Genomic DNA, 18777 nt, shown 5'->3' with positions numbered 1-18777 from the left:
CCGGCCCGCCGGCCGACAGCATCGGCCGAACGGCCAACGACGCGCACGGGTCATGCGGTCGCGCTAAGATGCGTCGACAGCGGTTTCGATGCCGCAACGCACGGCGCGCCGCCCAGCGGCCGCCCACTTCTTCCAGGAGTCGCCCCCATGTCCATCTCGATGTACCAGGCTTCGCTGCCCGTGCTGATCCGTGGCCTGAGCAATCTGCAGCACATCCTCGGCAAGGCGCAGGCGCATGCGGCCGAAAAGCAGATCGATCCGTCGGTGTTCACCGGCGCCCGCCTGTACCCGGACATGCTGCCGCTCGTCCGCCAGGTCTATATTGCGACCGACACGGCCAAGGGCTGCGCCGCGCGCCTCGCCGGCGCCGAGATCCCGAGCTACCCGGACGTCGAGCAGTCCTTCGACGAGCTGCACGCACGCATCCAGAAGACGATCGACTACCTGAAAAGCTTCAACGCCGCGCAGATCGACGGCAGCGAGGCGCGCCAGATCGTGCTGAAGATGCGCGTCGGCCCGATCGAATTCACCGGCCAGTCGTACCTGCTGAATTTCGTGCTGCCCAATTTCTTCTTCCACGTGACGACCGCATACGACATCCTGCGCCACAGCGGTGTCGAGCTCGGCAAGCTCGACTACCTGGGCGGGCGCGACCAGCACGCCTGACGCGCGGCCGGGCGAAGCCCGGCCCGCAACCGTCCGCGCCGCGCGTGCGGCCAACCCGCGGCGGCCCGGCCAGGCCTGCCGCGCAGGCCGGCCGCGGCGCTTTCCGGAGCGCTTGCCGGCGGCGCGCGGCCCATGCCAGCCGAAACGTCGTCCGGCTGGCGTAAAATACGCACTTTCCTCTTTCTCGCCCCCTTATGACGCTCGCCTCCACGCTCGACATCATCGCCGAGCTGAAAGCCGGCCGGATGGTGATCCTGGTCGACGAAGAAGACCGTGAAAACGAGGGCGACCTCGTGATCGCCGCCGAATTCGTCACGCCGGAAGCGATCAACTTCATGGCCAAGTACGGCCGCGGCCTGGTTTGTCTGACGTTGACGCAGGAGCGCTGCAAGCAGCTGCACCTGCCGCTGATGACCTACCGCAACGGCACGCAGTACGGCACCGCGTTCACGGTCAGCATCGAAGCGGCCGAAGGCGTGACGACCGGCATCTCGGCCGCCGACCGTGCGCACACGATCGCCACGGCGGTCGCGCACGACGTGCGCCCCGAGCACATCGTGCAGCCGGGCCACGTGTTCCCGATCATGGCGCAGCCGGGCGGCGTGCTCGTGCGCGCGGGCCACACCGAGGCCGGTTGCGACTTCACCGCGCTCGCGGGCCTCACGCCGGCCGCGGTGATCTGCGAGATCATCAAGGACGACGGCACGATGGCGCGCCTGCCCGACCTGATCGAATTCGCGCAGGAACACAACCTGAAGATCGGCACGATCGCCGACCTGATCCAGTACCGCAGCCGCACCGAATCGATCATCGAGCGGATCGCCGAGCGCACGATGCAGACCGCGCACGGCACGTTCCGCGCGGTGCTGTATCGCGACCAGCCGAGCGGCTCGCCGCACATCGCGCTGGTGCGCGGTGCGCCGTCGCCCGACGTCGATACGCCGGTGCGCGTGCACGAGCCGCTGTCGGTGCTCGACCTGCTCGAAACGGGCGTGTCGACGCACTCGTGGACGCTCGACGCCGCGATGCGCGAGATCGCGGAGCGCGACCTCGGCGTGATCGTGCTGCTCAACTGCGGCGACACGAAGGAACACCTGATCGACGTCTTCAAGGCGTTCGACGAGGAAGAAAAGGCCGCTGCGCTCAAGCGCCGGCCGGTCGATTTCAAGACGTTCGGCATCGGCGCGCAGATCCTGCGCGATGTCCGCGTCGGCAAGATGCAGGTGCTGTCGAATCCGCGCAAGCTGGGCAGCATGTCCGGCTACGGCCTGGAAGTCACGGGCTTCATCCCGATGCCCGGCGGCGAAGCCAAGTCCTGCCCGGCGTCCAACGCGTAACCCGCAACGGCGCTTTCGCCCTATAACCGTTCATCCACACCACGGACAAGATCATGGAAATCGGACAATACCAACCGAATCTCGAAGGCGACGGCCTGCGTATCGGCATCGTGCAATCGCGCTTCAACGAGCCCGTGTGCAACGGCCTCGCCGATGCGTGCGTCGAGGAACTGGAACGCCTCGGCGTCACCGGTGAAGACGTGCTGCTCGTGTCGGTGCCCGGCGCGCTGGAAATCCCGCTCGCGCTGCAAAAGCTCGCGGAAAGCGGCCAGTTCGACGCGCTGATCGCGCTCGGCGCGGTGATTCGCGGCGAGACCTACCACTTCGAACTCGTGTCGAACGAGAGCGGCGCGGGCATCACCCGCATCGGCCTCGACTTCAACCTGCCGATCGCAAACGCGGTCCTGACGACCGAAAACGACGAGCAGGCCGTCGCGCGCATGACCGAAAAGGGTCGTGACGCCGCACGCGTCGCCGTCGAGATGGCCAACCTGACGATGGCGCTCGACCAGCTCGGCGATGACGACGAGGACGAAGAAGAAGACGAAGACGACGAAGAGGAGCGCGCATGAAGAAGAGCGCCCGCCGACAATCGCGCGAGCTGGCGACGCAGGGGCTGTATCAGTGGCTGCTGTCGAACGCGTCCTCCGGCGAGATCGACGCGCAACTGCGCGGCGCGCTCGGTTACGACAAGGCTGACAAGGCGCTGCTCGACGCGATCCTGCACGGCGTGATCCGCGAGCACGTCACGCTCGTCGAAGCACTGACGCCGTCGCTCGACCGCCCGATCGAGCAGTTGTCGCCGGTCGAACGCGCCGTGCTGCTCATCGCGACGTTCGAGCTCACGCACCACGTCGAAACGCCGTACCGCGTGATCATCAACGAAGCTGTCGAACTCGCGAAGACGTTCGGCGGCTCCGACGGCTACAAGTACGTGAACGGCGTGCTCGACAAGCTCGCCGCGAAGCTGCGCCCCGCCGAAACGCAGGCGCGCCGCAACGGCTGATACCGTTGGTCCGGAACGGGCGCGCATGCGCCCGTTTTTTCTTTCGTCCCGCCCCCTCGCCCTGCCCGCCCGATGAATACCGCCACCGATTCGCTCGTCAAACTCGCCGCACGCGTCGACGCGATCCAGCCCTTCTACGTGATGGAACTGATGAAGGAGGCACAGCGTCTCGAGTCCTCCGGGCGCGATGTTATCCACATGGGCATCGGCGAGCCGGATTTCACCGCGCCGGAGCCGGTCGTCGAAGCGGCCGCGGCCGCGCTGCGCCGCGGCGTCACGCAATATACGAGCGCGCTCGGCATTGCGCCGCTGCGCGAGGCGATCGCCGCGCACTATGCGCGCGCGTACGGCCTCACGATCAGCCCCGAGCGGATCGTCGTGACTGCCGGCGCGTCGGCCGCGCTGCTGCTCGCGTGCCTCGCGCTCGTCGGTCGTGACGACGAGGTGCTGATGCCCGACCCGTCGTATCCGTGCAACCGGCACTTCGTCGCGGCGGCCGAAGGCCGCGCGGTGCTCGTGCCGAGCGGCCCGGACGCGCGCTTCCAGCTCACCGAGGACGACGTCCGCACGCGCTGGGGCGACCGCACGCGCGGCGTGCTGCTCGCCTCGCCGTCGAACCCGACCGGCACGTCGCTCGAACCGGACGAGCTGAAACGGATCGTCGAAGCCGTGCGCGCACGCGGCGGTTTCACGATCGTCGACGAGATCTACCAGGGGCTCAGCTACGACGCGGCGCCCGTGTCGGCCCTTTCATTCGGCGACGACGTTGTCACCGTGAACAGCTTCTCCAAGTATTTCAGCATGACGGGCTGGCGGCTCGGCTGGCTGGTCGTGCCGCCCACGCTGGTCGGCACGTTCGAGAAGCTGGCGCAGAACCTGTTCATCTGCCCGTCCGCGCTCGCGCAGCATGCGGCGCTCGCGTGCTTCGAGCCGGCCGCGCTCGACATCTACGAAGCGCGCCGGCTCGAATTCAAGCGCCGCCGCGATTTCATCGCACCGGCGCTCGAACGGCTCGGCTTCACGGTACCCGTGATGCCGGACGGCGCGTTCTACGTGTATGCGCACTGCGGCGGCGTCGCCCACCCGGCGGCCGGCGACAGCGCCGCACTCACGAAGGCGATGCTGCACGACGCGGGGGTCGTGCTGGTGCCCGGCATGGACTTCGGTGTCCATGCGCCGCGCGACTATATCCGCCTGTCCTATGCAACGGCCTACTCGCGGCTCGAGGAAGCGGTCGAAAGGCTCGCGACGCTGTTCGGGCAGCACTGAGCCACGGCCGGCACGCCGGCGGTTTCTCGCGCCGCACAAAGAAAAAGGCACCCTGATCGGGTGCCTTTTTCATGCCCTGCCGGCCGGAGCCGTGCGGGTCGCTACCACCGCACTACCGCCACACGTTACGCGCCAAGCTCCGAACCGCCATGTGACTGCTTCGCGGTATCGACGCTCGCGTCGTCCTGCGGCGCGGCTTCCTTCGATGCCGCCGACTTCGCCGACGTCGTGGTTTCCAGCGTCGCATGCACGCGCTTCGCACCGCCCGCTGCTGCCGTCACGGCGGCGGCCGTGACGATCGGCTTCGCCGGCGCCTGCGGCGCATTGACCGGCACGCTGCGGCCATGCGACACGTCGCGCAGGCGGCCGCGCTCGGCCATCACCTTCGCGCCGTATGCGGTGTCGTCCGGGTTCGTCGAGCCGTTGTACAGGCGCAGGCCGTTCGCGAGCGAGCCGCCACGTGCGATGCAGTCCTTCAGCACGAGCGCGCCGACCTGGAGGTTCGCGATCGGCTGCAGTGCGGTATCGGTGCCGCCGAAATACTCGAACTTGTCGGAATGGACCTTCGACATGACCTGCATCAGGCCCTTCGCGCCCACGCCGCTTTCGGCGTACGGATTGAAGCCCGACTCGATCGCCATCACGGACAGCAGCAGCAGCGGATCGAGGCCGACGTCACGGCCGGTCTGGAACGCAGCCTTGACGAGCTGGCCGAGCGGCTCCTGCGCGACACGGTAACGGCGCGACAGGTAAGTCGCGACCAGCGCCTGTTCGCGATTCGATGCGAGCGCACGGTCGTCACGCGCATCGGCCGCCACGCGCTGGGTCGGGATCAGCTTCGCCAGCGCGACGGGCGACGGGCCGTTGCGGGCCGGATCGGACGCATCGCCCTGCGCGGTGGCTTCCGATGCGACGTCGAGGCCGACCGCAAGCGCGTCCGTTTCGGGGCTGTCTTCCTGCTGCGGCTGCGCGCCGGCGGGCGCGAAGTTCGGCAGCGGATGGCCGGTCAGCAGACGGGCCGGCCCGGCTTGCACGGCCGCGGATACGACCGGCATCAGCTTCGCGGCGAGCGTGCCGCGGACGGTTGGCAGCAGCCACAGTGCGAGCGCAACTGCGACAGCGAAACAGCCGACAACGCTGAATAGATGGTGACTGACACGCGTCCCGCGACGCAGCATGCTGCGCACGAATTGCGCATGCTGCTCACTAGGACGCCACGATAACCAAGCGTTCATTCAGATCATCTCCCATGAACATGACTCGTGCGGCTCGCTCAGCTCGATGGCGAGACAGGTAACGCGCCGCGGAATCACGACGCTGCACGCTTTGGTTGGGGCGTGCAGGCATCGGGGAAACGGTATAAGTACCGTTCGAGGCCACGGTGTAAGAGGGCCGGCACCTTCGCACACTGGGCGAGGCGGGCATACGCGGTGGCACCCACGCAAAAAACCAGCGTCTGGTAGCGCTGGCTGGGACTACGACTAAAGCCGTCGGATACGCCGTGCAGGATTCGGCGGACGGTGACGCGCTGCGTCAAAGATCGGTGATTGGCGGCTCGAAGCCTTTTACCCTGCAGCCAATGTGAGCGGATTCTAGCAGGGTTTTATAGATCGTCAACACTATAAAACCTCCAAATCATAACAAAAAGTAATTTAAAGACGCTCTTCAGATCGCGAGCCCCGTGCCGTAGGGGGTTTGCGCGCGACCGACTTTTTTCTCCGCCGGGCGGGCATGCGGCGGCGCGGGTAAAATCGTCGGTCGATTCGGGGCCGCAGCCGGCCGCTGCGCCCACCCATCGCTGCCCGCCCTGCGGGTGGCCCGGACCATCTTCATGAAATACAAAGACTTACGCGATTTCATCCAGCGCCTCGAGGCGCTCGGCGAACTGCGGCGCGTCACGCAACCCGTGTCGCCCGTGCTCGAAATGACCGAGCTGTGCGACCGCGTGCTGCGCGCCAGCGGCCCTGCGCTGCTGTTCAACGCACCGACCGGCTACGACTTCCCGGTGCTCGGCAACCTGTTCGGCACGCCGCGCCGCGTCGCGCTCGGGATGGGCGTCGATGCGGGCGACGACGCCGCGCTCGATTCGCTGCGCGATCTCGGGCGCCTGCTGTCCGCGCTGAAGGAACCCGATCCGCCGAAGAGCCTGAAGGATGCCGGCAAGCTGCTGTCGCTCGCGAAGGCCGTGTGGGACATGGCGCCGAAGTCGGTGTCGTCGCCGCCGTGCCAGGAGATCGTCTGGGAAGGCAACGACGTCGACCTGAACAAGCTGCCGATCCAGACCTGCTGGCCCGGCGACGCGGGGCCGCTCGTCACGTGGGGCCTGACGGTCACGCGCGGGCCGAACAAGTCGCGGCAGAACCTCGGGATCTACCGCCAGCAGCTGATCGGCCGCAACAAGCTGATCATGCGCTGGCTCGCGCATCGCGGCGGCGCACTCGACTTCCGCGAATTCGCGCTGCAGAACCCCGGCAAGCCGTACCCGGTCGCGGTCGTGCTCGGCGCCGATCCGGCCACGACGCTCGGCGCGGTGACGCCCGTGCCCGATTCGCTGTCCGAGTACCAGTTCGCCGGCCTGCTGCGCGGCAGCCGCACGGAGCTCGCGAAGTGCCTGACGCCCGGCGTCGACACGCTGCAGGTGCCTGCGCGCGCGGAGATCGTGCTCGAAGGCTTCATTTATCCGCAGGAAGGCAGCCCCGCCCCCGCTCCGGCCGGCGCACCGCCGCGCCCGGCCGGCAACGCGTCCGCCACGTACGAGCATGCGCTCGAAGGCCCGTACGGCGACCACACCGGCTATTACAACGAGCAGGAGTGGTTCCCCGTGTTCACCGTCGAGCGCATCACGATGCGCCGCGACGCGATCTACCACTCGACCTACACGGGCAAGCCGCCCGACGAGCCCGCGGTGCTCGGCGTCGCGCTCAACGAGGTGTTCGTGCCGCTGCTGCAGAAACAGTTCACGGAGATCACCGACTTCTACCTGCCGCCAGAAGGCTGCAGCTACCGGATGGCCATCGTCCAGATGAAGAAGAGCTACGCGGGCCACGCGAAGCGCGTGATGTTCGGCGTGTGGAGCTTCCTGCGGCAGTTCATGTATACGAAGTTCATCGTGGTCGTCGACGAGGACGTGAACATCCGCGACTGGAAGGAAGTGATCTGGGCGATCACGACGCGCGTCGACCCCGTGCGCGACACGGTGATGGTCGACAGCACGCCGATCGATTATCTCGATTTCGCATCGCCGGTGGCCGGCCTCGGCTCGAAGATGGGGCTCGACGCGACCAACAAGTGGCCCGGCGAGACCAGCCGCGAATGGGGCCGCCCGATCGAGATGGATGCCGCCGTGAAGGCGCGCGTCGACCGGCTCTGGCAGGAGATCGGACTCTGATGCCATGCGGCCGGCGACCGCCGGCCCGTGGATTGCCCTCGCGACAAGAACAACGAAGATGACCTTTCCGCCCGCCTCCATGCTGTCCGACGGCTTCTTTCTGTCGCTGTCGCTCTGTCTCGACATCGGCCTCGTGAACGTCGCGATGCTGTCGCTGACGCTGTCGCACGGCTTCCGGCCAGGCTTCTGGCTCGGCATCGGATCGTGCGTCGGCGATCTCGTCTACGCGGCGCTCGCGCTCGCGGGGATGGCCGTCCTGCTGCAGTTCGAGCCGGTGCGCTGGATCGTGTGGATCGGCGGCGGCGCCGTGCTGCTGTTCCTCACGTGGAAGATGGCGCGGGAAGCGCTGGCGCCGGCCAGCGCGGCCGGCGACGATGCCGAGGATACGCCGCAGCCGCGCGCGAGCGCGCGGCGCAGTTTCCTGCGCGGCATGCTGCTCGCGATGTCGTCGCCGAGCGCGATCCTGTGGTTCGCGGCGGTCGGCGGCGCGCTGATCGCGAAAGCCGGCGCGACCACACCGGCCACCGCGTCGGTGTTCCTGTCAGGTTTTTTCCTCGGCGGCCTCGCGTGGACGCTCTTCATGTGCACGCTCGCGAGCCAGGGCCGCAAGCGCGCGGGCGCCGGGCTGATGCGCGCGTGCCACATCGCGTCGGCGCTGCTGTTCGCGTATTTCTCGTACAGCGTGATCGTCGGCGGCTACCGCGACCTGATCGTGCACGCGGTGTAGTCGAAGCCGGCCTGCACGGGCCGCTCACCGAGGTCGGGCGACGGCCCAAAAGAAAAACGGCGCAACGCCCCGCTCGGGACGTTGCGCCGTTTTGCCACGCGCGGTCAGGCCGCGCGGGACGAATCAGCGACGCCAGTAGCCGTGATGGCCCCAGCCGCCGTAACCATGGCGCCAGTACGGGCGACCGTAGTAGCCACCATAGCCGCCGACGACCACGGCGGGCGGCGGTGCGTAGTAGGCCGGCGCCGGCGCGTAATAGACGGGCGGAGGCGGCGGCGCGTAGTACACGGGCGGCGGCGGTGCATAGACGGGATACGCGGGCGCGACCGGGATACCGATGCCGACCCCGATCGACACGTGAGCCTGCGCAGCGCTTGCGGCACCCAGGCCCAGCGCGGCGGCGGCGATGAACGGAATGAGCTTTTTCACTTCGATTCTCCTGCTGGAGCGGTATTTTGTGCGCCCCTGTCGGCAACGGCGGGCATGCACGTCGCATGGAAGCAATGTAGCGAAAACCCGCCCCTCGCGTATCGCGCATTTGTTGCAAATTGCAATTGCACACGGCCGGAGCCGCCGTGCGGCGTGGCTCGCAGCGCCTGCGACGCCCCTTGCGGGCCGCGCGATTCCGTCCGACGAGTCGGGTCGCAACATCATGGCCGGTCAGTCTTACCGGATACGGCGCGCGTGGCGGGCACGCGACCGTAATCAACGATTACAAATTTGAGACAAGATGCCGACATTTCAAGCGGGATACGGGCGCGATATATTTCAGGGTCGGATTCCAGGATCGTGAATCGACCGCGATACCGCTCGCCGAACCACGCGTCGATCGCGCCGCCTACCGGTCGGCCAGGCACGTGTCCGAGCGGCCATTGCGCTGTCGCAGCCCCGTCGTCATTCCTGCGATACTGGCGATTGCTTCGTTTTCGCTTACGTCCGCTGCCATGTCCTTCCCCGACACACCCCGCCTCGGCTTCATCGGCGCCGGCCGTCTCGCACGCTGTGTCGCACAGCGCTTCGCGCAGGCCGGCTTTCCGGTCGTCGCGATCGCGAGCCGCACGCCCGCGTCGGCCGCGGCCCTCGCCGCACGCATCGACGGCTGCCACGCGGTCGACACGCCGCAGCAGGTCGCCGACGCCGCCGACCTGATCTTCCTGACGGTGCCCGACGACCATCTCGCGTCGACCGCCGCGGCGCTGCGCTTCGACGCCTCGCGCGCCGCTCGGCAGGCCGTCGTTCACTGCAGCGGCGCGTCGCCGGTCGCACTGCTCGATCCGGCGCAGCAGCAAGGCACGGCCACCGGCGGCTTCCATCCGCTCTACCTGTTCGGCGGCACCGACGCCGACCTCGCCCGCATCGACGGCTGCTCGGTCACGATCGAAGCCGACGGCGCGCTGCATGCGACGCTGATGCGACTTGCTGCCGCACTCGGCTGCCACCCGCTGTCGATTCCGGCCGGCGGCCGGATGCTCTATCACGCGGCTGCGCACTACGCGGCGAGCTTCGCACTGTGCGGGCTGGCGGAAGCGGTCGAGCTATGGCGCGGCCTCGGTTTCGACGAGGAAGCCGCGCTGCGCGCGCTGCTGCCGATGCTGGCAGGCACGATCGAGACCGCGCGCGACAAGGGGCTCGCGAACGCGCTCTCGGGCCCGGTGTCGCGCGGCGATACGGGCATCGTCGAACGCCAGTTGGCACTGCTTGAAACGCACGGCGGCGATCACGCGACGCTGTACGCGCTGCTGACGCGCCGCGCGGTCGCGCTCGCGGCGCAGCGCGTCACGCCGCCGGCATCGCTGCCGGCGCTCGCCGAAGCCGTCGAAACGTCACTCGCGCGCATGGCCGCGCACCCCTCCCCGTCGCAAGACGAGGCGTGATAAGGTGTCGGCCGATGCGCCGCCATCCGGCGTTGGCGGCCGCGCGCTACTGACTGTATAAAAAGGATGCCAACGATGTTCGGCGAGATCGCCCGTTTTCTGCTCAATACCGTCTTCACGCTGTTCGGCGCCGCGCTGATCCTGCGCGTCTGGATGCAGGCCGTCCGCGTGCCGCCGTACAACCCCGTCACGCAGGCCGTGCTGCAAGCGACCAACTGGCTCGTGCTGCCGCTGCGCCGCGTGATCCCGGGCGTACGCGGCATCGACTGGGCCAGCGTCGTCGCAGCCCTCCTCACCGCGCTCATCTACGTCGTGCTGATGGTCGTGATGGCCGGCTTCGACCCGGCCGCGGTGATCGCGACGCTCGTCGTGGTCGCGCTGCTCACCGTCCTGAAGTGGGCGCTCAATCTCGTGATCTGGATGACGATCCTGATGGCGCTGCTGTCGTGGCTCAACCCGCGCTCGCCGGCCATGCCGATCCTCTACCAGCTCACCGCGCCGTTCCTGAACCCGCTGCGCCGCATCATCCCGAACCTCGGCGGCATCGACCTGTCGCCGATCCTGCTGTTCGTGATCGTGCAGGTGCTGCTGATGGTCGTTACACGCGCCGCCGTGTCGCTGACGATGTTCGGCATCTGACGCCGTCGCACCCTACGCCGCCGGCCCCTGTGCCGGCGCTGCGCCGAGCGTGTCGATCACGCCGAAGCGCGCCGGCATCATCGCGTAGCACACGCGCACCTTTTCCTGCGACAGCCGATCGAGCAAGCGCTGCGCCTCGTCCTCGGTGACGATGAATTCGACCTCGATCGCGAGCGACCCCTGCAGTTCGAAGAAGCGGTCCTCGTGCAGCACGCGATGCTGGCCGAAACCCGCCATCGCGCGAAACGCGGAACCGCCGGCGACGCCCATCCGGCTCGCCTCCTCCAGCAGCCATTCCCACAGCGGCTTCCAGTGCAGCCGATGCTGCTCGTGCACATAGAAGCGCAAGAAGATCCTGTCCATCGCTCCCTCCGATGGCGGCACGCTCAGGCCGCCGCGAGCCACGCGCGCGCGGTCCACATGCCGAGCGCCGTCAGCGCGAACGATCCAGTCAAGTGTAGGGCAGCCACCGCAAACGCCCATCCGAATTCGCCCTGCAGCGCATGCGTCATCACTTCGGCCGAATAGGTCGAGAACGTCGTGAGGCCGCCGAGAAAGCCCGTGATCACGAACAGCCGCCACTCGGGCGGCAACCCGACGCGGGTCGTGAACACGACGGCGGCGATGCCGATCACGTAGCCGCCGATCAGGTTCGCGGCGAGCGTGCCGAGCGGCACGGCGGGAAAGAATTCGTTGAGCGCGAGACTCAGGAACCAGCGCAGCAACGCGCCGAGCCCGGCGCCGACGAAGATCGCGACGATCGAATAGAACAAGGGCGCTCCCGGTCGATGAGGCGGCTGGATTCAGCCGCCGGCCCCGGTCGCCCGGGGCGAAGTCCGTTGCCGCATGCGTGCGGCGCGTGTGCGGTCGGCACTGGCTGAACTGTATGCGGATTCGCCTCGCGCCTGCAACGGCGACCGCCGGCGGATGCCCGCCCGTTCACGTGGCGGGTACCCGCACGTTCACGCACGTTCACGCGCTTCGCCAGGCTGCGTCGAGCGCGCTCAGCGCCGCCAGCGCGCCGCCCTTCAAGCCGATCACGTCCGCACGACGCGCATGCGCCTCGCGCGCGTTGATGCGGATCACGTCGGCACCGAGCCGTTCACTCAGCATGCGCACGGTCGGGATCGCGGTGCCCGCGCCGATCTCGACCACGGCGACGCGCCCGGCCCGCGCAATCCAGTCTTCCAGCGCGCGTTCCTGCGCGTCGTAGCGCGCACCGAGCCAGCCGGTGTCGCCGAACATCAGGATGTTCGGCCGTGCGAGGCCGCCGCAGCGCGGGCAACGCGGCATTTCGCCGACGAGGCGACAGGTGGCTTCGTCGACGTCCGGCACGAACGACGCCGCATCCCAGGTGTCGTCCGAGCAGGGGCGCAGGCACTGCATTGCGTGAATCGAACCGTGGATCTCGACGATCCGCGCCGGATCGAAGCCGGCTTTCTGGAACTGGCCGTCGACGTTGCTCGTCAGCACGAAGCCGCCGTTCGGCATCGCGTCGATCCAGCGGCGCAGGATCGCGAAGCCCGCATGCGGCACCGTCGCACGGTAGAGCGCGAGACGGTGCCCGTAAAAGCCCCACGCGAGCTGAGTGTGTGCGCGGAACGCCTGTGGCGATGCGATCTCGTGGAATTCGAAACGCTCGTGGCGCAGCGCCGGGTACGCGCGCCAGAAGCCGTCCGTGCCGCGAAAATCGGGCAGCCCGGAATCGACGCCGATACCGGCGCCGGCCGTCACGAGCAATGCGTCGGCGCGCGCGAGCGCAGCAACGGCGGACGCGACAAGTTCGGCGGGCAGTTGCGCGGCGGTAGCAGCGGCAGTGAAATCGGCGGAATCGGAGAACGGCATGACGGGGCGGCGGTTGCGTCGGGCGATGCGCGGGTGGCGTCGCGATCATACGCCGGTTCGCGCGCAGCGCGGCATGCGCGATGCAACGGCATGACGTGATGCTCGCCCGGCCGCGGGCGGTTCGGGCGGTTCGGGCGGTTCGGACGGTTCGGGCAGTTCGGGCAGTTCGGGCGGTTCGGGCGGTTCGGGCGGTTCGGGCGGTTCGGGCGGTTCGGGCGGTTCGGGCGGTTCGGGCGGTTCGGGCAGTTCGGGCAGTTCGGGCGGTTCGGGCGGTTCGGGCAGTTCGGGCAGTTCGGGCGGTTCGGGCGGTTCGGGCGGTGCGGGCGGTGCGGGCGGTTCGGGCATTCGGGCATTCGGGCATTCGGGCATTCGGGCATTCGGGCATTCGGGCATTCGGGCATTCGGGCATTCGGGCATTCGGGCGTTCGGGCGTTCGGGCGTTCGGGCGTTCGGCCGGTGCAGGCGAGCAGTGCATGCAAGCGTGCGATGCGGGAAGCCACCCGCACCGCCATGACCGGGCCCCTCCCCGCCTGTTCAGCTATCCGAATCGTCCTGCGCGACCGGAATGTCGTCGACCGAGAAATAGACGGCCTTGCCGAGCTGCCGCGCGAGGGCGACATCCGCGTCGGCCCCGCGCGACGCACCGTCGATCCGCCATACCGCATCGCAGCGACGCAGCAGCCGGTGTGCGGCCGGATACAGGAACGCCTCGCTGATCGCGTCGCCGACCTGTCGCGACCCGGCCGCGACGGCGAGCGGCAGCGACACCCACTCGCCGATCATCGGCACGTGCCCGCGGCGATACACGGCGAGCGCGGCCTCCTCCAGCCGGTGCAGGTTCGCGGCGATGCGCGCGGGGTCGCCGTCCGTGCCGCTGCGATAAGGGCCGGCGACCAGCACGAGCAGCGGCGTCATGCCGTGCGCGCGCCGGCGGTTTCCCGCAGCGCGACGTACTGGAGCAGCATGATCGTCTTCCCGTCGACGATCTCGCCGCGTTCGATCGCGTCCAGCGCCGCCTGCAGCGGCATCTCGACGACCTCCAGATCCTCGCCCTCTTCCGCGACGCCGCCGCCGTCGCCCGTGCGCAGCGACGCATCGTATTCACCGACGAAGAAATGCAGCTTCTCCGTCACCGAGCCCGGGCTCATGAATGCCTCGAACACCTTGCGCACGCCGCGCACGCGATAGCCGGTCTCCTCCTCGGCCTCCGCGCGGATACGCGCTTCGGGCGTCGCGTCGTCGAGCAGGCCCGCAGCAGCCTCGAGCAGCATGCCGTCGTGCCCACTGACGAAGGCCGGCATCCGGAACTGCCGCGTCAGCAGCACGTCGCCGGTATCGGCATTGCGCAGCAAAATGGTCGCGCCGTTGCCGCGATCGTAGGTCTCGCGGCTCAGGCGCTGCCACGTTCCGTCGCGGCGCAGGAAATCGAACGTCACCTTCTTCAGCACATACCAGTCATCGGACAGCACCGTCGTATCGACGATGCGGACACGGTCCCGTGTTGCAGCCATCCCAGCCTCCGGTTCGACAAAAGACGGCGCTCATGGTAACGTGCATATTCGTGCAATTTCAAGAAAATTCGTGCAAACGCAATGCTGACGACACAACGCAAGAAAGCGATCCTCGACGCACTCGCGCGCGACGGCCAAGTGCTGGCGGTCGAGCTGAGTGCGCAATTCGGCGTATCCGAAGACACCGTCCGCCGCGACCTGCGCGAGCTCGCGGCCGAGGGCCTGCTGCAGCGCGTGCATGGCGGTGCGCTGCCTGCATCGCCGGCCGTTGCGCCGTTCGCGCAGCGCGAAGCGCTCGAGACGGCGGAAAAGCGGCGCATCGCGCGGTGCGCCGCCCAGATGATCGCGCCCGGGCAGGTCGCGATCGTCGACGGCGGCACGACCTCGGCGCTGCTCGTCAGCCAGTTGCCGACCGACCTGCGCGCGACGATCGTCACGCACAGCCCGAGTGTCGCGGTTGCGCTCGCCGCGCATCCGTCGATCGACGTGATCCTGATCGGCGGGCGGCTCTACAAGCATTCGATCGTCGCCGTCGGCGCGGCGGCAATGGAGGGCATTGCGCGCATCCATGCGGACCTTTACTTCATGGGCGTGACGGGCGTGCACCCGGTTGCGGGGCTCAGCACCGGCGATTTCGAGGAAGCGGCGATCAAGCGCGCGCTGGCCGAACGCGCGGCCGAGACGGTCGTGCTCGCGTCGCAGTCGAAGCTGCGCGCGGCCTCACAGTTCGTGATCGGCGAGCTCACGCTGGCGCACACGGTGGTGGTCGAAAAGGAAACCGATGCCGCGTTGACGAAGCCGATCGAAGCGGCGGGCGTGACGGTCGTGCGCGCGTAGCGTTGGTTGCAGCCGCGCGGGATGTGCCGGATGCGCCGCATGCGCCGGATGTACCGGATGTACCGGATGTACCGGATGTGCCGGATGTGCCGGATGTGCCGGATGTGCCGGATGTGCCGGATGCGCCGGATGTGCCGGATGTGCCGGATGTGCCGGATGTGCCGGATGTGCCGGATGTGCCGGATGTGCCGGATGTGCCGGATGTGCCGGATGTGCCGGATGCGCCGCATGCGCCGCATGCGCCGCATGCGCCGGATGTCCCCGTCGAACCGGCTTCGTGCTTTCACCGCGTCAACACCAAACCAATGTCAGCGTGCTGACAGCGTCCGCTTGCTAACATGGGCGCCCGCCCAATCGCCACGCGCCGCCCGCCCGATGCCCCCGCCCTCCGCCACCACCACGCCGGCACCGCCTGCTGGCGATGCGCCGCCGCCCGGCGTCCTCGCACTGTTCATTGCGTTCTCGCAGATCGGCCTGACCAGCTTCGGCGGCGGGCTCAGCGGCCGGATGATGCGCGACTTCGTGTACGAGCGCCGCTGGCTCGACGAGGAGGCGTTCCTCAACGGCCTCGCGCTGTCGCAGGCGCTGCCGGGCGTCAACGTGAAGAACCTCGCGATCTGGATCGGCTACCGGCTCGCCGGATGGCGCGGCGCCGTGGCCGGCTTCACCGGCATCATCGCGCCGCCGGCCGTGCTGATCGTGCTGTTCGGCATCGCGTTCTCGACCCTCACGCGCTTTCCGCTCACGCATGTCGCGCTCGCCGGCGCGGCGGCTGCGGCGATCGGGCTGTCGATCTCGATGGCGATCACCGCCGTGCGCCGCCTGCCGCGTCGCGCGCTGCCGTTCGCGGTGATGGCGCTCACCTTCGTGTCGGTTGCGGTGCTGCACTGGCCGCTCGTGTGGACCGTGCTGGTCGGCGGCACGCTGAGCGTCGCGCTCGAATACCGCCGCGCGGCCGCCCCCCCGGGCCGGGGTGACACACAATGACCGCACCGCAACGCTACGCCGCGCTGTTCGGTGTGTTCGCGCCGCTGTCGATCGCGACGATCGGCGGCGGGCAGGCGATCATCGCCGACATCCAGCGGCAGGTGGTCGACGTGCATCACTGGATGACCGCCACGCAATTCGTGAACGATTTCGCGATCGCACGGATGGCACCGGGCCCCGGCTCGCTGCTGGCGACGCTGATCGGCTGGCAGGTGGCCGGCTTCTGGGGCGCGGTGATCGCGACGCTCGCGCTGTTCGGCCCGACGGCGTTCCTGATCTACGGCGTCGCGCATCTGTGGCGGCGGCACCAGGGCGCGCGCTGGCAGATCGCGCTCGAGGCCGGCCTGCGCCCGGTCGCGGCCGGCATGATCCTCGCGTCGGTGTGGGTCCTGCTGCAGGTGCTCGACGGCGGCTGGGCCGCGCGCGCGATCGCGATCGCGTCGACGCTGTGCGTGATGTATACACGCGTCCATGCGCTGCTGCTGATCGCAATCGGCGCGCTGTTGCTCGTCGGCGTGCACGCGCTCGGCATGTGATGCGCGGCGACGCGGCAGGCGATGGTGGCCGCGAACGACGCAACCGATACCCGCGCAGCGACGCGAACGCGTCCGCGCGCTTTTCGCCGCTTGCGCCCCGCTCGCACCACACATCACCTAGACACCGCGAAACACCGGCGCGCGCCGCTCCGAGAACGCGCGCAGCCCTTCGTCGAAATCGCCTCCCTCGCAAGCCTGCCGGCGCAACTCGGCAATCCGCTCGAACGCGTCGGCCGGCAACGGCCGCGCGTCCTGCAGCACGCGCAACTGTTCCTTCACCGCGTGCACCGCGAGCGGCGCCTTCGCGGCGATCGTGCGTGCGACGTCGAGCGCCGCATCGTCGACCCCGCCCGCGTCGGCCAGCCGGTTCACGAGCCCGTGATGCGCGGCACGTTCCGCATCGAGCGGCTGCGCGCAGAAAAACATTTCCTTCAGCACGTGGATCGGCAGGTTGTCGTAGAAGCGCAGCAGGCCGCTCGTCGAATACGGCAGGCCGATGTTCGCGGGCGTCATCGCAAAACGCGCATCGCGTGCCGCGACCACCAGGTCGCAGCTCATCACGAGATCGACCGCCCCGCCCCACGCCGAACCCGACACCGCCGCGATCACCGCGCCCGGATAAGTCCGCACGCGCCGCAGCGCCCGTTCGAGCGGCTTGCCGTACGCAAGCGGATCGCGATCGTCGGCAAGTTCGCGCAGGTCGTGCCCCGCGCTCCACACGTCGCCGCTGCCGTCGTTCGACAGGATCACGACGGGTGGTGGACGGTGTTCGTCCAGCGCATCGAGGCGCGCGACGAGCGCATCGAGCAACGGCGCGTCGAGCGCATGCCGTCGCGCCGGATTCGCGAACCGCACGCGCGCGATCCGCTCGCCGACCATGTCGACCGTCACGCTCGACGCGCTATCGTGTTTCGTCGTGTCGCTCATTGCACGGCCTCCGCTACCGCGTCCGCCTGGAAGACCGCGCGCCCGGCCAGCAGCGCGTCGATCGCGTCGTCGCCGTAGCCCGCTTCGCGCAGCACGTCGACCGTATGCTCGCCGAGCAGCGGCGGCGCATGGCGAGTACGCGGCGCCGGCACCTCGTCGCCCATCCCGCCGAGCGGCGTGACGACCTGGCGCAGCGTGCCGAGCGTCGGATGCGCGACCGGCTCGACCAGCCCGCAATGCGCGAGCTGCGGATCGGCGAACACTTCGTCGAGCGTGTTGATCGGCCCGGCCGGCAGCCCGGCGTCGACAAAACGCTGCGTCCATTCGCGCTTGCCGCGCGTGCGCAACCGGCTTTCGAGCAACGCCTTCAGTTCGTCGCGGTGCGCGACACGCGCATCGTTGGTCGCGAAGCGCGGATCGCTCGGCAGGTCGGGCAGATCCAGCAACTGGCACAGCCGTAGCCACATGTCGGTCGTGATCGGCGCGAGGTTGAGCGGCCCGTCAGCCGTCTCGAACACACCGTACGGCGCGATCACCGCATGCGCGTTGCCGGTGCGGCGCGGCACGTCGCCAAGGCTCAGGTAGCGTTGCCCGTGCACGCTCAGCAGCGACACGAGGCTTTCGAGCAGCGACGTGCCGACATGCTGCCCGCGCCCCGTGCGCTCGCGCTCGAACAGCGCGGCCATCACGCCGGTCGCGACCCACATCCCCGAGCTGAGATCGCCGATCGCGGTGCCCGTGCGGGTCGGCTCGCCGTCCGGGAAGCCGGTGAGGCTCATCAGCCCCGCATAGCCCTGCGCGATCTGGTCGAAGCCCGGCCAGTCGCGCAACGGGCCGCGCGGGCCGAACGCGGTGACGCTGCCCATCACGAGCCGCGGATCGCGCGCGCTCAGCACGTCGTAGCCGAGCCCCATCGCGTCCATCGTGCCGGCCTTGAAATTCTCGATCACGACGTCGGCCTGCGCGATCAGCCCGCGCACGACGTCGAGGCCGGCCGGCTGCCGGAAATCCACGCAGATGCCGCGCTTGTTGCGGTTGCAGGACAGGTAGTACGTGCTCACGCCGCGATCGAACGGCCCCCATGCGCGGCTCATGTCGCCGTGCGGCCCCGACTCGACCTTGATCACGTCGGCGCCGAGATCGGCGAGCACCATCGAGCAGAACGGCCCCGACAGCGCGCGGCTCAGATCGACGACCCTGATTCCTTGTAATGCCTGCATTCCGGACT

Annotated in this window: 23 protein-coding genes; 13 read left to right on the top strand and 10 right to left on the bottom strand. The window is 68.7% G+C overall.

All coding sequences use genetic code 11. The annotated features are described in order from the left end of the window. Positions 1–147: 147 nt before the first annotated feature. The 5 genes from ACPTTF_RS04770 to ACPTTF_RS04750 all read left to right on the top strand — a co-directional run bounded on the left by ACPTTF_RS04770 (position 148) and on the right by ACPTTF_RS04750 (position 4278). Positions 148–666, top strand: coding sequence for a DUF1993 domain-containing protein (locus ACPTTF_RS04770; RefSeq protein WP_423370435.1), 519 nt, complete (start codon positions 148–150; stop codon positions 664–666). Between the two features lie 194 nt (positions 667–860). Then, the gene (ribBA, locus tag ACPTTF_RS04765; RefSeq protein ID WP_423370434.1) at positions 861–2003 is read left to right on the top strand and encodes a bifunctional 3,4-dihydroxy-2-butanone-4-phosphate synthase/GTP cyclohydrolase II; all 1143 of its coding nucleotides are present in this window, start codon (positions 861–863) and stop codon (positions 2001–2003) included. Between the two features lie 53 nt (positions 2004–2056). Continuing rightward, positions 2057–2575, top strand: a complete 519-nt coding sequence (ribH, locus tag ACPTTF_RS04760; RefSeq protein ID WP_011351235.1) for a 6,7-dimethyl-8-ribityllumazine synthase — start codon at positions 2057–2059, stop codon at positions 2573–2575. After that, complete coding sequence (nusB, locus tag ACPTTF_RS04755; protein WP_166957268.1) at positions 2572–3009, top strand: transcription antitermination factor NusB; 438 nt, start codon at positions 2572–2574, stop codon at positions 3007–3009. Before ribH ends, nusB begins: the two co-directional genes overlap by 4 nt. 72 nt (positions 3010–3081) lie before the next feature. Then, complete coding sequence (locus ACPTTF_RS04750; protein WP_166957266.1) at positions 3082–4278, top strand: pyridoxal phosphate-dependent aminotransferase; 1197 nt, start codon at positions 3082–3084, stop codon at positions 4276–4278. Between the two features lie 125 nt (positions 4279–4403). Here the strand turns inward: ACPTTF_RS04750 and ACPTTF_RS04745 are convergent, their stop codons facing one another. Then, the gene (locus tag ACPTTF_RS04745; RefSeq protein ID WP_423370433.1) at positions 4404–5513 is read right to left on the bottom strand and encodes a transglycosylase SLT domain-containing protein; all 1110 of its coding nucleotides are present in this window, start codon (positions 5511–5513) and stop codon (positions 4404–4406) included. 596 nt (positions 5514–6109) lie between these two features. On the opposite strand from ACPTTF_RS04745, the gene ACPTTF_RS04740 reads away from it, so the two are divergent. Both ACPTTF_RS04740 and ACPTTF_RS04735 read left to right on the top strand, forming a co-directional pair. Further along, the gene (locus ACPTTF_RS04740; protein ID WP_423370432.1) at positions 6110–7666 is read left to right on the top strand and encodes a UbiD family decarboxylase; all 1557 of its coding nucleotides are present in this window, start codon (positions 6110–6112) and stop codon (positions 7664–7666) included. A gap of 58 nt (positions 7667–7724) precedes the next feature. Then, positions 7725–8393 carry a LysE family translocator gene (locus tag ACPTTF_RS04735; RefSeq protein WP_166957260.1) on the top strand — a complete coding sequence of 223 codons (669 nt, stop codon included), beginning with the start codon at positions 7725–7727 and terminating at the stop codon, positions 8391–8393. 123 nt (positions 8394–8516) lie between these two features. Here ACPTTF_RS04735 and ACPTTF_RS04730 read toward each other — a convergent pair whose 3' ends face one another. Further along, positions 8517–8822, bottom strand: a complete 306-nt coding sequence (locus ACPTTF_RS04730; RefSeq protein ID WP_027783774.1) for a hypothetical protein — start codon at positions 8820–8822, stop codon at positions 8517–8519. Positions 8823–9337: 515 nt separating this feature from the next. Between ACPTTF_RS04730 and ACPTTF_RS04725 the strand changes: the two genes are divergently transcribed. Both ACPTTF_RS04725 and ACPTTF_RS04720 read left to right on the top strand, forming a co-directional pair. After that, on the top strand, positions 9338–10267 hold the full coding sequence (locus ACPTTF_RS04725) for a Rossmann-like and DUF2520 domain-containing protein (protein WP_423370431.1): 930 nt from the start codon (positions 9338–9340) through the stop codon (positions 10265–10267). A gap of 75 nt (positions 10268–10342) precedes the next feature. Next, positions 10343–10906: a YggT family protein gene (locus ACPTTF_RS04720; RefSeq protein WP_166957256.1), complete on the top strand. Its 564-nt coding sequence runs from the start codon at positions 10343–10345 to the stop codon at positions 10904–10906. A 12-nt stretch (positions 10907–10918) separates the two neighbouring features. Here the strand turns inward: ACPTTF_RS04720 and ACPTTF_RS04715 are convergent, their stop codons facing one another. The 6 genes from ACPTTF_RS04715 to ACPTTF_RS04690 form a co-directional block, all read right to left on the bottom strand. Next, positions 10919–11269: a DUF190 domain-containing protein gene (locus ACPTTF_RS04715; protein WP_423370430.1), complete on the bottom strand. Its 351-nt coding sequence runs from the start codon at positions 11267–11269 to the stop codon at positions 10919–10921. Positions 11270–11292: 23 nt separating this feature from the next. Continuing rightward, entirely contained in the window at positions 11293–11679 is a 387-nt protein-coding gene (gene crcB, locus ACPTTF_RS04710; protein ID WP_166957252.1) for a fluoride efflux transporter CrcB, read from the bottom strand. Between the two features lie 199 nt (positions 11680–11878). Next, entirely contained in the window at positions 11879–12751 is an 873-nt protein-coding gene (locus ACPTTF_RS04705; RefSeq protein WP_423370429.1) for an SIR2 family NAD-dependent protein deacylase, read from the bottom strand. 45 nt (positions 12752–12796) lie between these two features. Further along, positions 12797–13096 carry a hypothetical protein gene (locus ACPTTF_RS04700; RefSeq protein WP_423391152.1) on the bottom strand — a complete coding sequence of 100 codons (300 nt, stop codon included), beginning with the start codon at positions 13094–13096 and terminating at the stop codon, positions 12797–12799. A 189-nt stretch (positions 13097–13285) separates the two neighbouring features. Continuing rightward, positions 13286–13666 carry a DUF4406 domain-containing protein gene (locus tag ACPTTF_RS04695; protein WP_166957248.1) on the bottom strand — a complete coding sequence of 127 codons (381 nt, stop codon included), beginning with the start codon at positions 13664–13666 and terminating at the stop codon, positions 13286–13288. Continuing rightward, on the bottom strand, positions 13663–14262 hold the full coding sequence (locus tag ACPTTF_RS04690) for an NUDIX domain-containing protein (protein WP_423370427.1): 600 nt from the start codon (positions 14260–14262) through the stop codon (positions 13663–13665). Before ACPTTF_RS04690 ends, ACPTTF_RS04695 begins: the two co-directional genes overlap by 4 nt. A gap of 81 nt (positions 14263–14343) precedes the next feature. Between ACPTTF_RS04690 and ACPTTF_RS04685 the strand changes: the two genes are divergently transcribed. From ACPTTF_RS04685 to ACPTTF_RS04670, 4 genes are read left to right on the top strand one after another with little or no spacing between them, the layout of a single operon-like run. Next, positions 14344–15099, top strand: coding sequence for a DeoR/GlpR family DNA-binding transcription regulator (locus tag ACPTTF_RS04685; RefSeq protein WP_423370426.1), 756 nt, complete (start codon positions 14344–14346; stop codon positions 15097–15099). Positions 15100–15101: 2 nt separating this feature from the next. Next, on the top strand, positions 15102–15419 hold the full coding sequence (locus ACPTTF_RS04680; RefSeq protein WP_423370425.1) for a hypothetical protein: 318 nt from the start codon (positions 15102–15104) through the stop codon (positions 15417–15419). 55 nt (positions 15420–15474) lie between these two features. Next, positions 15475–16086, top strand: coding sequence for a chromate transporter (locus tag ACPTTF_RS04675; RefSeq protein ID WP_423370424.1), 612 nt, complete (start codon positions 15475–15477; stop codon positions 16084–16086). Then, positions 16083–16622, top strand: a complete 540-nt coding sequence (locus ACPTTF_RS04670; RefSeq protein ID WP_423370423.1) for a chromate transporter — start codon at positions 16083–16085, stop codon at positions 16620–16622. Before ACPTTF_RS04675 ends, ACPTTF_RS04670 begins: the two co-directional genes overlap by 4 nt. Before the next feature lie 117 nt (positions 16623–16739). On the opposite strand, the gene scpB is transcribed toward ACPTTF_RS04670, so the two are convergent. After that, positions 16740–17549 (bottom strand): methylmalonyl-CoA decarboxylase, encoded by an 810-nt coding sequence (gene scpB, locus ACPTTF_RS04665; RefSeq protein ID WP_423370422.1) that lies wholly within the window; start codon positions 17547–17549, stop codon positions 16740–16742. Continuing rightward, the gene (locus ACPTTF_RS04660; RefSeq protein WP_423370421.1) at positions 17546–18769 is read right to left on the bottom strand and encodes a CaiB/BaiF CoA transferase family protein; all 1224 of its coding nucleotides are present in this window, start codon (positions 18767–18769) and stop codon (positions 17546–17548) included. The genes scpB and ACPTTF_RS04660 overlap by 4 nt, the downstream gene beginning before the upstream one ends. Positions 18770–18777 lie beyond the last annotated feature (8 nt).

It is taken from the genome of Burkholderia crassaminum, from assembly GCF_964265005.1.
Taxonomy (GTDB): domain Bacteria; phylum Pseudomonadota; class Gammaproteobacteria; order Burkholderiales; family Burkholderiaceae; genus Burkholderia.
The sequence above is the reverse complement of the archived record's forward strand: the minus strand, read 5'-3'. Positions and strand labels throughout refer to the sequence as shown.